At 61.0% G+C, this 13497-nt stretch carries 11 protein-coding genes; 5 read left to right on the top strand and 6 right to left on the bottom strand.

Features of this window, described 5'->3' with window-relative positions; genetic code table 11:
• Window positions 1-87: 87 nt before the first annotated feature.
• The 4 genes from PAE61_RS07585 to PAE61_RS07570 all read right to left on the bottom strand — a co-directional run bounded on the left by PAE61_RS07585 (window position 88) and on the right by PAE61_RS07570 (window position 4877).
• Window positions 88-2016 (bottom strand): AAA family ATPase, encoded by a 1929-nt coding sequence (locus PAE61_RS07585; protein WP_271114706.1) that lies wholly within the window; start codon window positions 2014-2016, stop codon window positions 88-90.
• The gene (locus tag PAE61_RS07580; RefSeq protein ID WP_271114705.1) at window positions 2003-2566 is read right to left on the bottom strand and encodes a putative glycolipid-binding domain-containing protein; all 564 of its coding nucleotides are present in this window, start codon (window positions 2564-2566) and stop codon (window positions 2003-2005) included. Before PAE61_RS07580 ends, PAE61_RS07585 begins: the two co-directional genes overlap by 14 nt.
• Window positions 2566-3702, bottom strand: coding sequence for a hypothetical protein (locus PAE61_RS07575; RefSeq protein WP_271114704.1), 1137 nt, complete (start codon window positions 3700-3702; stop codon window positions 2566-2568). The genes PAE61_RS07580 and PAE61_RS07575 overlap by 1 nt, the downstream gene beginning before the upstream one ends.
• Window positions 3703-3803: 101 nt before the next feature.
• Window positions 3804-4877 carry a hypothetical protein gene (locus PAE61_RS07570; protein ID WP_271114703.1) on the bottom strand — a complete coding sequence of 358 codons (1074 nt, stop codon included), beginning with the start codon at window positions 4875-4877 and terminating at the stop codon, window positions 3804-3806.
• A gap of 370 nt (window positions 4878-5247) precedes the next feature.
• On the opposite strand from PAE61_RS07570, the gene PAE61_RS07565 reads away from it, so the two are divergent.
• From PAE61_RS07565 to PAE61_RS07545, 5 genes are all read left to right on the top strand, one after another.
• Window positions 5248-6522: an acetylornithine deacetylase/succinyl-diaminopimelate desuccinylase family protein gene (locus PAE61_RS07565; RefSeq protein WP_271114702.1), complete on the top strand. Its 1275-nt coding sequence runs from the start codon at window positions 5248-5250 to the stop codon at window positions 6520-6522.
• Between the two features lie 242 nt (window positions 6523-6764).
• Complete coding sequence (locus PAE61_RS07560; protein ID WP_271114701.1) at window positions 6765-7058, top strand: FtsB family cell division protein; 294 nt, start codon at window positions 6765-6767, stop codon at window positions 7056-7058.
• Window positions 7059-7155: 97 nt separating this feature from the next.
• Window positions 7156-8235 carry a pyruvate dehydrogenase (acetyl-transferring) E1 component subunit alpha gene (gene pdhA / locus PAE61_RS07555; protein ID WP_271114700.1) on the top strand — a complete coding sequence of 360 codons (1080 nt, stop codon included), beginning with the start codon at window positions 7156-7158 and terminating at the stop codon, window positions 8233-8235.
• A 14-nt stretch (window positions 8236-8249) separates the two neighbouring features.
• Entirely contained in the window at window positions 8250-9647 is a 1398-nt protein-coding gene (locus tag PAE61_RS07550; RefSeq protein WP_271114699.1) for a pyruvate dehydrogenase complex E1 component subunit beta, read from the top strand.
• A gap of 12 nt (window positions 9648-9659) precedes the next feature.
• Window positions 9660-10979, top strand: a complete 1320-nt coding sequence (locus PAE61_RS07545; RefSeq protein ID WP_271114698.1) for a pyruvate dehydrogenase complex dihydrolipoamide acetyltransferase — start codon at window positions 9660-9662, stop codon at window positions 10977-10979.
• A gap of 104 nt (window positions 10980-11083) precedes the next feature.
• On the opposite strand, the gene PAE61_RS07540 is transcribed toward PAE61_RS07545, so the two are convergent.
• Both PAE61_RS07540 and dps read right to left on the bottom strand, forming a co-directional pair.
• Window positions 11084-12682 (bottom strand): peptide chain release factor 3, encoded by a 1599-nt coding sequence (locus PAE61_RS07540; RefSeq protein WP_271114697.1) that lies wholly within the window; start codon window positions 12680-12682, stop codon window positions 11084-11086.
• A gap of 103 nt (window positions 12683-12785) precedes the next feature.
• Window positions 12786-13259, bottom strand: coding sequence for a DNA starvation/stationary phase protection protein Dps (gene dps / locus PAE61_RS07535; RefSeq protein ID WP_271114696.1), 474 nt, complete (start codon window positions 13257-13259; stop codon window positions 12786-12788).
• Between the last annotated feature and the right edge of the window lie 238 nt (window positions 13260-13497).

Raw genomic sequence — 13497 nt, 5'->3', positions numbered from 1 at the left:
TCCATCGCTTCAACCTACTCCAGCAAAACCAACGGTGAACCCTAAACGGCGCATTCCACCAGCTTTGGAGTTTTTGTCGGAAGGTTTTCACACCTCCCCCCGATACCGCTTCTGCGCCTCTTCCATGCGTTCCATGTTCCGCACGGCCTCCTTGATCGCCGTCTCATCGCTCGAATCCGCATATCGCCATTCGCTGTCGGCGTAGCGGTTGATTTCCTGCGCGATCATCTCGGTCGTGATGGGCTGACGCAGCGCCTCGATCATCTCAAGCTTTCGCTCATAAGGCTGATGCAGGAATGGATCGGGCGTTTCGAACCATTCATCCGGCATGTCGAAATCCATCGCGCGGGCCTTGATCGCGTCGGTGATGTTCTTGATGGCGCGGCCGGTAAACCGCTCATCAGCGACCGAGATCGCATGCAGATAGGTCCCGAACTCGGCCAGGCTGTCCAAGGGGCCGGTCTGCGCGGTGACCTCGGTCCAGACCTTCGCCAGCCCGACCTCTTGCGGCTGGTTATGACGCTCCAGACTGTCGGCCACGGCGGTCTTGATCGCCTGCGCCTTCATCAGATCGTGATCGCCGACCGGGATGTCGTGCCTTTTGCCCAGAAGCAAAGCGAGGATGTCGATATAATCCTCGCGCGTTTTGGGACCGTCGATCAGGAACCGCGCCCCTGCCCTCTGGCGCAGCGCATCGTCGATGGATTCGGCATAATTCGAGAACATCCCGAAAGTCGCATTCCCGCGCACGATGGTCGAGGCCCCCGCAAAGGCCTCCATCAGCACGGCGGTGATTTCCTGCTGACCCGAAGAGGACTGCTTGTCGCCGCGCTTGCCCGCGATCTGATCGATATCGTCGATGGTCCCGAAACCGATCACGCCGGGGTCAATCACGCTGTCTATGAAGGCGCGGGCGTTCTGGCCGGATTTACCCTGATAGGAGTCCACGTTATCGATGGACAGATTGGCATAGCGGAACGGATAGCCCGCCACGTTGCAGTAATCATTGATCAGCCCGGCCATCATCTGAATCAGCGTGGTCTTCCCGGTGCCGGGTTTGCCGTCGCCGAGGAAAGTATAGATGAAACCGCCCAGTTCAACGAACGGGTTCATCCGGCGGTCGAAATCATAGGCGACGAGCATCCGCGACAGCCGCATCATCTGGTGTTTTGCGATAGCGTTGCCGACAACCTCCTCGGGGGTCTTGAAGGCCAACTGCACCGGCTTACCCCGCGCCTTGGTCGCGGGTGCGAAACCGGCAATCGGGAAATCATCCGCCGCCACGCGCCAGCTTGCGCCGGTGAAGCTGGCGCTGCGCGGGGCGGTCTCGGCACGGGCCTGAACGGCGGCAGAGAGAGCCTCGGCATAGGCGATCACCCCCGCAACCAGCGTCTTGTCGTCATGCGCAGTCCGCGACAGGTTCTGATCCAGCTCCCACAAGGCGCCTTGCAGCGCCGTGGTCGGGTTGTCGGTCAGGATTTCATCGGCGGTGATGCCCTCAACCGTTTCCGGCCCGGCATGTTCGGCCAGCAGAAACACTGTCGCATTGGCGAAGACCGACAAGGCCGCCAGCGATTCCACCGCCAGCAATTCGGCGAACTCGCCGCGCCGGTCATTCGGCAGACGGCCTTCCAGATTGGCCCGTTTCAACTCTGCCGCACCGGACCGCGCCGCGACCTCATCCACCACCGCAAGCGAGATCGCCAGCCCTCGCCGCAGCGCCCGCGCAACCGTCGCCGCAGCAGGCGAGGGCAGATCGTCGCCGCCCACGGATTCGATCCGGTCGATCAGCTGGATCCCCTCGGCCCGCGTCGTGGACCGTCCCGCCAGCCCCGGCGTGGTGGAGCGGAACCGCGACACTCGACGCGGAATGCCCGGTGAGCGTTCTGGCTGCGCCTGCGCCGTGGCCTTCCCCAGCCTCGGCGCATGATCGAACCCGCTCAGCAGCGACAGGGCCTGCGCGTAATGGCTGCGAATCTCTGCCTCGGGCAGTTCCATTTCGTTACGAGCGTCCATGCGCGTCCTCTTCAATCCACATTCCGGGGTAATCGGTCACAAAGCCGTCCGCATTTACGGTCAGATCGGCCTCGAACCCGCCCGAGGCGTAATGCCAGCCCGTATCCAGCCGGCGATAATGCTGCGGAAGCAGTTTCAGCGTCCAGTCAGACGGGTCCAGCCATGCCGCCCCGATCTCGGCGCTGTCCTTGCTCTGCGCACGCAAGCGGCGGATCGGCAGCGTGTTCGTGGCGGGGGTGAAGCCCAGATCGATATCCTGAAGCCCGTTCAGCTCGGGGACTTCCTCTCCGCTGATGCGCCAGATGCCCAGATCGTCGCGATGGATGGACAAGGTCAGATCGCGCCGCCCGGCCCGGCCCTGAATACGGGCCGAACGGGTGCGCCACGCCTCGTCGCATGTCACGATATAGGACAGATGCGCGGGGCCCCCACCATCCAGCCAGACGGCGACCCCGTCGAGACCCTGCCCGTTCATGTCGCTCCGGATACGGCAGGCATCATGGCCCGGCCTGTCCAGTCGCCGCCATAGGATCTGCGGATCGCCCGGCATCAGCGATAGGCCGTGACCCGGCCATTCGGCAGCGGGACATATTTGCGCATGCGCCGGAACCCTTCGGGGTTCAGCTCGGCAAGCGACTGATAGGGACGCGCAGGCAGAATCAGGGCACGGCCGACGGAACTTGCCCCCTGCCCGGCTCCTCCGAGACCCAGAGGGTCCAGCCTGAAGATCTGCCGCTCGGTCACGCCGAACAGCCCGGTCGATTCCATAATGGCGCGTTCTGCCTGAAGATCCTCGACGGTCAGCGCCACCGCCCAATCCTCGCCTGATGGGGCGCGGGCATTGTCCAGAACATCCTTGATCGGACCTTCCTGAGTGGTGAATTGCTGCGAATAGATCGGGCCAAGCAACATGCGGCGCAGACGATACGGGTGCAGCTTGTCGAAATCGCGGTCGAAGCCCTGCGCGATGGTCACCAGTTGCAGCGTCGTCACCGATTGCGCCATCAGATGCGCCTGCACCTCGGGCCAGCGTTTGGAATCCTCGACCAGAGGTCTGCGGCCGCTATCGTCGCAATCCATCAGATAGATCACCGGCATGTTCAACTGGCTGTCATAGACGGCCCAGTGAAGCAGCCAGCGGCGGCGGTTCCGCGCGTCGGACAGCCAATAGCCCTGAGGATGCATCTGCGGCCAGAACACCCCGCCTTTCGCCAGCGCCTCATAATAGAGCCGCTGCGACATGGCATATTGCAGCCGCGTCGGAATGGTCAGATCGCCGACGATCTGGCGGATCATATCGTCCCTGATCGCCTTCGCATCCGGTGTCCGCGCCAGATGGCTTTCGGCCTGCGCGGCATCGGCGGCCATCTGGGCGATCTCGGACCAGACCGGATAGCCGGATTCATGTACGTCGATGGTCAGGAATTGCCTCAACGGCCCCTCAACCCGGCCCGAGACCAGATATTTCATCGACAGCGCATCCGCCGAGGCCAGGATGGCCCGCAGATAATAGCCGATCACCTCGGTTTCGGTTCGGGTGAACAGCCCGTCGCGTACGGTTTCCGAAAGCACCGCAGGCAGCGTTTTCGAGATCAGCCGAAGCTTTTCGAAATAGCGCCGCGCGATGAGGTCATCCTCGATGCGGCGATGATCGGCGTCGAGATTGCCGGTGCGGTCCTTGCTCATTCTCACCTCTGCCGCGAGGCGATACCGTCAGCCGCGCCTCGTCCCTGCATCCGGGTCAGTGTCATTTTCGAGGCCGCCGCAGGGCAGCCCCGGAAATGCCATCAGCCGCCATAGAGATTGCTGTCATGTTTCTCGACAATTTCCGAAAAACGTCGCGCAAAGCGTTCATCCGCCTTGGCTTTTTCTTCAAGCACCTTGCGGGCGAAAACCATGTGATCGCCATGCGCTTCCAGCATATCGGCCATCCGGTCATTCGTGGCCGTACCGATCGCCGCCATCTGGGCCTGCGCCTCCTGATCGGTTTTCACGCCGATTTCGTTGATGCGGTGGGCGACATCCTGCTGCTGCGCGGTTTTCAGCGATTTGGTCAGCGCGTCATACAGAACCACGCGCTGCTTGGTGTCCGTCTGCAGTTTGTTGATCAGCACCATCTGCGTTGCGGCCTGATTTTGCAGGCTGTCCACCCAGGTCTTGCCCGCCTCGATATAGCGTTCCAGCGTCTGCGACTTGGCAAGCGCGACCTGTTCGTCCTGCACAAGCGCGTTATGTTCCTTATTGGCATTGGCCAGTTCGGTTTCCAGCCTTGTACGGTCGGAAGGATCGGTGGTGCTGGCAACCTTGTTTTCCAGTTCGATCAGCTTCGGGTCCATCGCCTTGATCCGGTCCCGCAGCGATTCAAGCTGCGCGACCGTCGCCTCGCGCTCTTCCAGCGTACCGGACAGGTTGGTCTCGACCTTCGCCTTCTGATCGTTGAGCTGCGCAAGCTGGTCCTGCAACAGACGTGTGATCACATCGGATTTCGAGATCAGGTCCTGAAGCTTGTCGTCAATCGAGGCCGTGCGCAGACGTTCCTGCCGCATCGCCTCGGATTTGCCGCGTGCGAAAATCCCGACGAAGCTTTCCCAGCCGGTTTTCGAGCGCATTTCCTCGAAATCCTTCGAGAAGCCTGCCGTCACATCGTCCAGACCCATAATGAGTTCGGCGATATTCGCGTTCATGGTCTCGGTATGGGCGTTCACATCGGCCAGCGTGGCATTGGCGATGTCGATCGAGGGGTCCTCGACCCCGCTTTGCGCAGAAGCGCGGTCAAGCTGGCTGGTCACTTTCGCCATCTTTTCCTGCGTCGCAGCGATCTGCTGCTGGGTTTCGGTCATTTTCTGATCGAGCGATGCCATCCGGATATCCCCTGAAAACGTCAGTTAACAAAACTTTAGGGTGAAACGCGGGGCATACAAGTCCTGTTCCGGGAAATCGGTGGTTCCAGCGCGATGATCGGAGGGGGTGGTTAAGCCGGATCATTCGACCTGGCCGTCAATGACCCGGCCCGGAATCAAGGGCCGCAGGCCCGCCGGGCAAGCGTCCGACCGCCCGCACGGGCGGACGCTTCTTTGCCGGTCCGCGCGGGACCACCCTTCCATGTGGCTGCACGATAAATCGCGTCGCAGCAGATGTAGCTGCGTCCACCCGCGGTCGGACGCCTGCCCTCTGTTGCTCTGCCATTCTCCCATCTGGACAGCGCCGCCCCGCCGCGTCAATCTGCCGCTCATGGAGACCCTGACCGACGCCATTCTGTCCCGACGCGACGATCTGATCCGCCTGACACAGGATCTGATCCGCATTCCGACACTGAACCCGCCGGGAACGAATTACCGGGACATCTGCGAATATCTCGATTCCCGCCTGTCCGCGAAGGGTTTCGAATGCGAGTTGGTCCGCGCCACCGGCACGCCCGGCGACAGCACGACATATCCCCGCTGGAACCTGATCGCCCGCCACAAGGGCGCGGCACCCGGCGAAACCGTGCATTTCAACTCTCATCACGATGTGGTCGAGGTCGGTCAGGGCTGGTCCCGAGATCCTTTCGGCGCCGAATACGATGCAGCCGAGGACCGCATCTATGGCCGTGGCGCCTGCGACATGAAAGGCGGGCTGGCCGCATCCATCATCGCCGCCGAAGCATTCGTCGCCACATATCCCGACCATGCCGGCCATGTCGAAATCTCGGCCACGGCGGATGAGGAAACCGGCGGCTATGGCGGCGTCGCCTTCCTGGCCGAGCAGGGCCGCTTTGCGCAGGTCGATCACGTCATCATCCCCGAGCCGCTGCACAAGGACCGTATCTGCCTCGGTCATCGCGGTGTCTGGTGGGCGGAAATCGAAACCCACGGCCGCATCGCGCATGGCTCGATGCCCTTCCTCGGCGACAGCGCCATCCGCCATATGGGCGCGGTGCTGGAGGAAATGGAGGCGACGCTCTGGCCGCTTCTGGCCGGAAAGCGCACCGAGATGCCGGTGATCCCCGAAGGTGCGCGATCCTCGACCCTGAATATCAATTCGATCCACGGCGGCGAACCGGATCAGGGGCCAGACTATACCGGCCTGCCCGCGCCCTGCGTCCCCGACCGCTGCCGCATCACCATCGACCGCCGCTTTCTGATCGAAGAGGATCTGGCCGAGGTGAAACGCGAAATCACCGCGCTGATGGAGCGCGTCCGCGCCCGGCGTCCGAATTTCCGCTATGAAATCCGCGACCTGTTCGAGGTCATCCCGTCAATGACCGAACGCGACGCACCGGTGGTGCGCACGACCGCCGCCGCCATCGAACGCGTATTGGGGGTTGAGGCAGGTTACGTCGTCAGCCCCGGCACTTACGATCAGAAACATATCGACCGTATCGGCAAGCTAAAAAACTGCATCGCCTATGGTCCCGGCGTGCTGGAAATGGCCCATCAGCCCGATGAATGGATCGGCGTTCGCGACATGCTGGATTCAGCGCGGGTGATGGGGCTGGTGCTGGCGGATCTGTTGGGCGGGCGCTAAGCGCCCCAGCTCGCAGCCAACAGGGCAGAGCGGCGGCTGGATGAATCCCTGTCGCAAGTCCCCTGCCATGTATTCACCAGTCTGCCCGGTCTCCGGCAATGACCTGCCCTGCATCTTCGCCTCGTCAGGACGGATCGGCAGAAATCCGCCGGTGAAATCGCCTATCGCCGCGCTTCCACAGCGCCGCCATTCATGCAAATATGTCCAGAGGGTCCAGAGAAGACCGCAATTCGGGGCAGAAAATGTCACAGCGCCTGTCGCTTCCGGCGATCATCATCGTTTTGCTGGCGGTTCTCGCCAGCCTGTATTTCGCCTTTGCCGCCGTACAGGGTCCGTCCGGGCTGATGCGCCGCATCCAGCTTGAAGCCGAAACCGAGACGCTGCGCGAAGAACGCGACCAGTTGCAGTTACAAGTTAACGAAATGGAAAACCTGACGCGGCGGCTTTCGGACGATTATCTCGATCTCGATCTGCTGGATGAACGGGCGCGTGAGGTGCTTGGGCTTATGCGCCCGGATGAGGTTATCATCCGTTAAGCGGTCATTACAAAACTCACGGATTGCAGCCCCCGCAGCGATGGGTTACGGATAGTTTAACGCTGAACTATCCCGCCAGCTTGCAGGAGGAACCCGCATGGTCAGGAAACCCGCAGCCAATAAGGCCACTGCCGACAAGAGCGAAAGCTCAGGCAGCGCAGACTCAGGCACGTCGAAAAGCGCGAAGCCGAATGTCTCGAAGGAAGAGCTGCTTAAATATTATCGCGACATGCTTCTGATCCGCCGATTCGAGGAAAAGGCCGGCCAGCTTTACGGCATGGGCCTGATCGGTGGTTTCTGCCACCTGTATATCGGGCAGGAAGCCGTGGTGGTGGGGCTGGAAGCCGCCGCCGAGGAAGGCGACAAGCGGATCACTTCCTATCGCGATCATGGCCATATGCTTGCCTGCGGCATGGACCCCGACGGCGTCATGGCCGAGCTGACCGGTCGCGAGGGCGGCTATTCCAAGGGCAAGGGCGGCTCGATGCATATGTTCTCGAAAGAGAAGCATTTCTATGGCGGTCACGGGATCGTTGCGGCTCAGGTGCCGATCGGCGCGGGGCTGGCCTTCGCGGATAAATATCTGGAAAACGGCCGGGTGACCTTCGCCTATTTCGGCGACGGTGCGGCCAATCAGGGCCAGGTTTACGAAACCTATAACATGGCCGAACTGTGGGACCTGCCGGTCGTTTTCGTCATCGAGAACAACCAGTATGCGATGGGCACCTCGGTCAAGCGCTCGACGAAATCGACCACGCTGTTCGGTCGCGGCGAGGCGTTCGGCATCCCCGGCGAGCAGGTGGACGGCATGGATGTTCTGGCGGTCAAGGAAGCCGGCGAAAAAGCCGTCGCGCATTGCCGCGCGGGCAAGGGGCCGTATATCCTTGAAATCATGACCTATCGCTATCGCGGCCACTCGATGTCCGACCCGGCGAAATACAGGTCTCGCGAAGAGGTCCAGAAGATGCGTGAGGAACGCGACGCCATCGAGGGTGTCCGCGCGATGCTGCTTCAGGGCAAACACGCTTCGGAAGAGGATCTCAAGGCCATAGACAAGGAAATCAAGGACATCGTGAACAAGTCCGCTGAATTCGCCAAGGAAAGCCCGGAACCGGCTCTGGATGAGCTGTGGACCGATATTTATGCCAATGTGGCACCCCAGGATGAAGACGCGTAAGGGAGGGAATAAGAATGGCTACTGAAATCCTCATGCCCGCCCTGTCCCCGACAATGGAAGAAGGGACGCTGGCAAAATGGGTCAAGAAAGAAGGCGATACCGTTTCGGCGGGTGACATCATCGCCGAAATCGAAACCGACAAGGCCACGATGGAATTCGAAGCTGTCGATGAAGGCATTCTCGGCAAGATTCTGGTTCAGGAAGGCTCGGAAGGGGTCAAGGTCAACACCCCTATCGCCGTGATGATCGAGGAAGGCGAAAGCGCCGACGATATTCAGGCCGCCTCATCCGGCGGAGGCGATGCCGAACCGCCCGCACAGAAGGGCGAAGGCGAGAACTCAAAGGACGAAACCGGCGAGACCCCGTCGGCGGTGGCCGAGGTCAAGACCCCTGCCCCGGATCGCTCTCCTGACTGGCCGGAAGGCACCAGCATGAAGCAGCAAACCGTCCGCGAGGCGCTGCGCGAAGCAATGGCCGAGGAAATGCGCCGCGACGAAACCGTCTATCTGATGGGCGAAGAAGTCGGCGAATATCAGGGGGCCTACAAGATTTCGCAGGGCCTGCTGGATGAATTCGGCGCGAAACGCATCGTGGACACGCCGATTTCCGAACATGGTTTCACCGGCATCGCTGTCGGCGCGGCCTTTGGCGGGCTGCGTCCGATTGTCGAGTTCATGACCTTCAACTTCGCCATGCAGGCGATTGACCACATCATCAACTCGGCGGCCAAGACACTGTATATGTCCGGCGGTCAGATGGGTGCACCGATGGTGTTCCGCGGCCCGAACGGCGCGGCGGCCCGCGTTGCGGCTCAGCACAGTCAGGATTACGCGGCATGGTATTCGGCTATTCCGGGTCTGAAAGTGGTGATGCCCTATACCGCCGCCGATGCGAAGGGGCTGCTGAAAACCGCGATCCGCGACCCGAACCCGGTGATCTTCCTTGAAAACGAGATCCTCTATGGCCGGACCTTCGATGTCCCGGATCTGGAAGATTTCACCATTCCCTTCGGCAAGGCCCGCGTGGCCCGCGAGGGCAAGGATGTGACCATTGTCAGCTTCGGCATCGGCATGGCTCATTCGCTGGAAGCCGCCGAGAAGTTGGCACAGGACGGGATCGAAGCCGAGGTCATCGACCTGCGCACGCTGCGCCCGCTGGATTACGGCACGGTCATCGAGTCGGTGAAAAAGACCAACCGCATGGTGACGGTCGAGGAAGGCTTCCCCGTCGGCTCGATCGGCAACCATCTCTCGGCCTATGTGATGGAAAACGCCTTCGACTATCTCGATGCGCCGGTCATCAACTGCACCGGCAAGGATGTGCCGATGCCCTATGCCGCCAATCTTGAAAAACACGCGCTGATCACCCCCGATGAGGTGGTCGAGGCGGTGAAGAAAGTCACCTACAAGTAAGGAGCAAGCGAGATGCCCACAGAAATCCTGATGCCCGCGCTTTCTCCGACGATGGAGGAAGGCACGCTGGCCAAATGGCTGGTGAAGGAAGGCGACACCGTCAATTCCGGCGATATCATCGCCGAGATCGAGACCGACAAGGCCACGATGGAATTCGAGGCGGTCGATGAAGGCACGATCGGCAAGATCCTGATCGACGAAGGCAGCGAAGGGGTGAAGGTCAACACCCCCATTGCCGTTCTGCTTGAGGAAGGCGAAAGCGCCGACGATATCGGCGAAGTATCCTCGGGCGGCGGTGCGGCCAAGGCGGATGCGCCGAAGGATGACCCAAAAGCCGACGCCAAACCGGCAGAGGCGCCCAAAGCCGAAACTGGCAAGGCTCCGCCCGCGCCGAAATCCGGCGATGGCAACCGCGTATTCGCCTCGCCTCTGGCCCGGCGGATCGCTGCGGATAAGGGTCTGGACCTCAGCCAGATCAAGGGCTCCGGCCCGAATGGCCGTATCGTCAAGGCCGATGTCGAAAGCGCCAAACCCGGCGCGGCTCCGGCCAAGGCAGATGGGCCGAAAGCTGCTGCACCCGCGGCAGCCGCAGCCGCCCCGGCAGGTCCCTCGGCGGAAACCATCCTCAAGATGTATGCGGATCGCGAGACCGAAGAGATGAAGCTGGACGGGATGCGCAAAACCATCGCCGCCCGTCTCGGCGAGGCAAAGCAGACCATCCCGCATTTCTATCTGCGCCGCTCGGCCAAGCTGGATGAACTGATGAAGTTCCGCGCCCAGTTGAACAAGCAGCTTGAAGAGCGCGGCGTGAAACTGTCGGTTAACGACTTCATCATCAAGGCCTGCGCTCTTGCGCTGCAGGAAGTGCCGGACGCCAATGCCGTCTGGGCCAGCGACCGCATCCTGAAGCTGAAACCCTCGGATGTGGCCGTTGCCGTCGCCGTCGAGGGCGGGCTGTTCACCCCGGTTCTGAAAGACGCACAGCAGAAAACGCTGTCGGCCCTGTCAGCCGAGATGAAGGACCTCGCTAACCGCGCGAAAAACAAGAAGCTCGCCCCGCATGAATATCAGGGCGGCAGCTTCGCGATCTCGAATCTCGGCATGTTCGGGATCGAGAATTTCGACGCGGTGATCAACCCGCCTCACGGTGCAATCCTGGCTGTCGGCGCAGGAATCAAGACCCCGGTCGTCGAAGGCGACGAGGTCGTGATCCGCAACGTCATGTCCATGACCCTCTCGGTCGATCACCGGGTCATTGACGGCGCACTCGGAGCGCAGCTTCTGGAAGCCATCGTCCGCCATCTGGAAAACCCGATGGGAATGCTGGCCTGAGACAGCTCACATAAATGAAAAGGGGCCAGTGCGGCCCCTTTTTTATTGCCATCTTTCACACTGGCCCAAATATCCCGGGGTCCGGGGCAGCGCCCCGGTCAGCGTCAGATCATCATCTCTTTCGTCGCGGTCAGCTTCAGATCGGGGTGATCCCGCTCGACCCGGTCGATATCCCATTGCAGCCGCGTCAGATAAACCAGATCGCCGTCATGATCCGTCGCCATATGCTGCTTGTTAGTATTCGCGAAGGCATCAACCTTGTCCTGAGGTCCTGCAAGCCAGCGGGCCGAGGTGAATTGCGACGCCTCGAACCGCACCGGGATGCCGTATTCCAGTTCGATCCGGCTGGCGAGCACCTCGAATTGTAGTGCTCCCACGACGCCGACGATAAAACCCGATCCGATCTGAGGCTTGAACACCTTGGCCGCGCCCTCCTCGGCGAACTGCATCAGGGCCTTTTCCAGATGCTTGGCCTTCATCGGATCGGTCGCCCGGACGGATTGCAGCAATTCCGGCGCGAATGAGGGGATGCCAGTGAATTTCAGCGCCTCGCCCTCGGTCAGCGCATCGCCGATGCGCAACTGGCCGTGGTTCGGGATGCCGATAATGTCCCCCGCCCATGCCTCTTCCGCCAGCTCGCGGTCGGCGGCAAGGAACAGGACCGGGTTCGACACCGCCATCGGCTTCTTGGACCGCACATGCAGCAGCTTCATCCCGCGTTCGAAATGCCCCGAGGCAAGCCGCACAAAGGCCACCCGGTCGCGATGTTTCGGGTCCATATTCGCCTGAACCTTGAACACGAAACCGCTGACATTCTTTTCCTCGGGCTCGATCTGGCGTCCGGCGGTGTTCTGCGGCTGCGGTTCGGGGCCGTAATCGCCGATACCGTCCATCAGCTCACGCACGCCGAAACTGTTGATCGCAGAGCCGAACCAGATCGGGGTCAGATGCCCCTCAAGGAAGGATTTGCGATCAAAGGCGGGCAGCAATTCCCGCGCCATCTCGATTTCCTCGCGCAGCCTGGCCAGTTGCGCCTCGGGGATATGATCGGCCAGTTTGGGATCGTCGATGCCCGAGATCTTCACCGTTTCGGCGACCTTGTTGCGGTCGGCGCGGTCCATGATCTCCAGCCTGTCGCGCAGCAGATCATAGGCACCGATGAAATCGCGCCCCATGCCGATGGGCCAGCTTGCCGGGGCCACGTCGATGGCCAGGTTTTCCTGGATTTCGTCGATGATCTCGAATGTATCGCGGCTTTCGCGGTCCATCTTGTTGCAGAAGGTCAGGATCGGCAGGTCACGCAGGCGGCAGACCTCGAACAGTTTCCTTGTCTGGCTTTCGACACCTTTCGCCCCGTCGATCACCATGATCGCCGCATCCACGGCCGTCAGCGTACGATAGGTATCCTCGGAGAAATCCGAGTGGCCGGGCGTGTCCACCAGATTATAGCGGAAATCACGATATTCGAAGGACATGGCCGACGCGCTGACCGATATCCCGCGATCCTGCTCCATCTTCATGAAGTCGGATCGCGTCCGCCGCGCCTCGCCCTTGGCGCGGACCTGTCCGGCCATCTGAATCGCACCGCCAAACAGCAGGAATTTCTCTGTCAGCGTGGTTTTGCCGGCATCGGGGTGGCTGATGATCGCGAAGGTACGGCGGCGGGCGATCTCAGGCGGCAGTTCCGGGCGGTTGGTGGTCATGGCGAAGTCCTTTCCTGAACGCGCCATCTACCGCGACCGGCAAGCGCCCGCAAACGAGAAAAGGGCGCATACAGCGCCCTTTGCCTTATTTCTGTCGGCAGGATCAGCCGAGATAGGACGAAACGAACCACGTATCCTTGTCGACATCGTTCGAGGCGCTTGTCAGGATATCGGCGGTATTGGGATCGCCGGCATCATCCGTGGTTTCAATTCCCTGACGCAGCTTGCCGCCATAATCGCGCAGGATTTCGGCCACTGCCTTGGCGTGGTCCTCAAGCGCGACCAAATCCGTGGGATAGGCCTTCAGCGAGCTGTTCTTCGCGACTTCCTCGATCGTGCCGATCGCGGTGCCGTCCAGTTGCTGAACCCGTTCGGCCAGTTCGTCCACACCGGCATCGACATGATCCTTTACGCTGTCCAGCAGCTCATGGAAGCCGATAAAGCCGGGGCCTTTCACGTTCCAATGGGCCTGTTTCAGCGCACGGCTGACCGCAATCCCGTCAGCGACAAGACCGTTCAGCACCTCAATCGAGGTTTTCCGTGCGTTATCCGTCAGGCTTTTCAGATCAACAGACATTCCGATCTCCTTGTTAACAATTCTTGTTGCGAATGAAGATATGCAGCATTTCCATGCGTTCAACGACATCGCAGCCATAAGGTTTCCCTGCTGAGAGAAATCGTCGCAGTTTGTCGCTTTCTGCCCGGGATACGCTGGTCAAGGCGCGAAAAACGCTGCTTATTTGTCAAATTTCGGGAACGGAACCGAGGCTCGCTTGTTGACTCCAGATTATCGAATCCGCATCCTGATGCGCAGC

The organism is Paracoccus aerodenitrificans (genome assembly GCF_027913215.1).
Classification (GTDB): domain Bacteria; phylum Pseudomonadota; class Alphaproteobacteria; order Rhodobacterales; family Rhodobacteraceae; genus Paracoccus; species Paracoccus aerodenitrificans.
The sequence above is the reverse complement of the archived record's forward strand: the minus strand, read 5'-3'. Positions and strand labels throughout refer to the sequence as shown.

Bases quoted from the DNA above. Each gene is read 5' to 3' on its own strand.
- PAE61_RS07585 (WP_271114706.1), bottom strand. From the start codon at position 2,016: ATGGACGCTCGTAACGAAATGGAACTGCCCGAGGCAGAGATTCGCAGC.
- PAE61_RS07580 (WP_271114705.1), bottom strand. From the start codon at position 2,566: ATGCCGGGCGATCCGCAGATCCTATGGCGGCGACTGGACAGGCCGGGC.
- PAE61_RS07575 (WP_271114704.1), bottom strand. From the start codon at position 3,702: ATGAGCAAGGACCGCACCGGCAATCTCGACGCCGATCATCGCCGCATC.
- PAE61_RS07570 (WP_271114703.1), bottom strand. From the start codon at position 4,877: ATGGCATCGCTCGATCAGAAAATGACCGAAACCCAGCAGCAGATCGCT.
- PAE61_RS07565 (WP_271114702.1), top strand. From the start codon at position 5,248: ATGGAGACCCTGACCGACGCCATTCTGTCCCGACGCGACGATCTGATC.
- PAE61_RS07560 (WP_271114701.1), top strand. From the start codon at position 6,765: ATGTCACAGCGCCTGTCGCTTCCGGCGATCATCATCGTTTTGCTGGCG.
- pdhA (WP_271114700.1), top strand. From the start codon at position 7,156: ATGGTCAGGAAACCCGCAGCCAATAAGGCCACTGCCGACAAGAGCGAA.
- PAE61_RS07550 (WP_271114699.1), top strand. From the start codon at position 8,250: ATGGCTACTGAAATCCTCATGCCCGCCCTGTCCCCGACAATGGAAGAA.
- PAE61_RS07545 (WP_271114698.1), top strand. From the start codon at position 9,660: ATGCCCACAGAAATCCTGATGCCCGCGCTTTCTCCGACGATGGAGGAA.
- PAE61_RS07540 (WP_271114697.1), bottom strand. From the start codon at position 12,682: ATGACCACCAACCGCCCGGAACTGCCGCCTGAGATCGCCCGCCGCCGT.
- dps (WP_271114696.1), bottom strand. From the start codon at position 13,259: ATGTCTGTTGATCTGAAAAGCCTGACGGATAACGCACGGAAAACCTCG.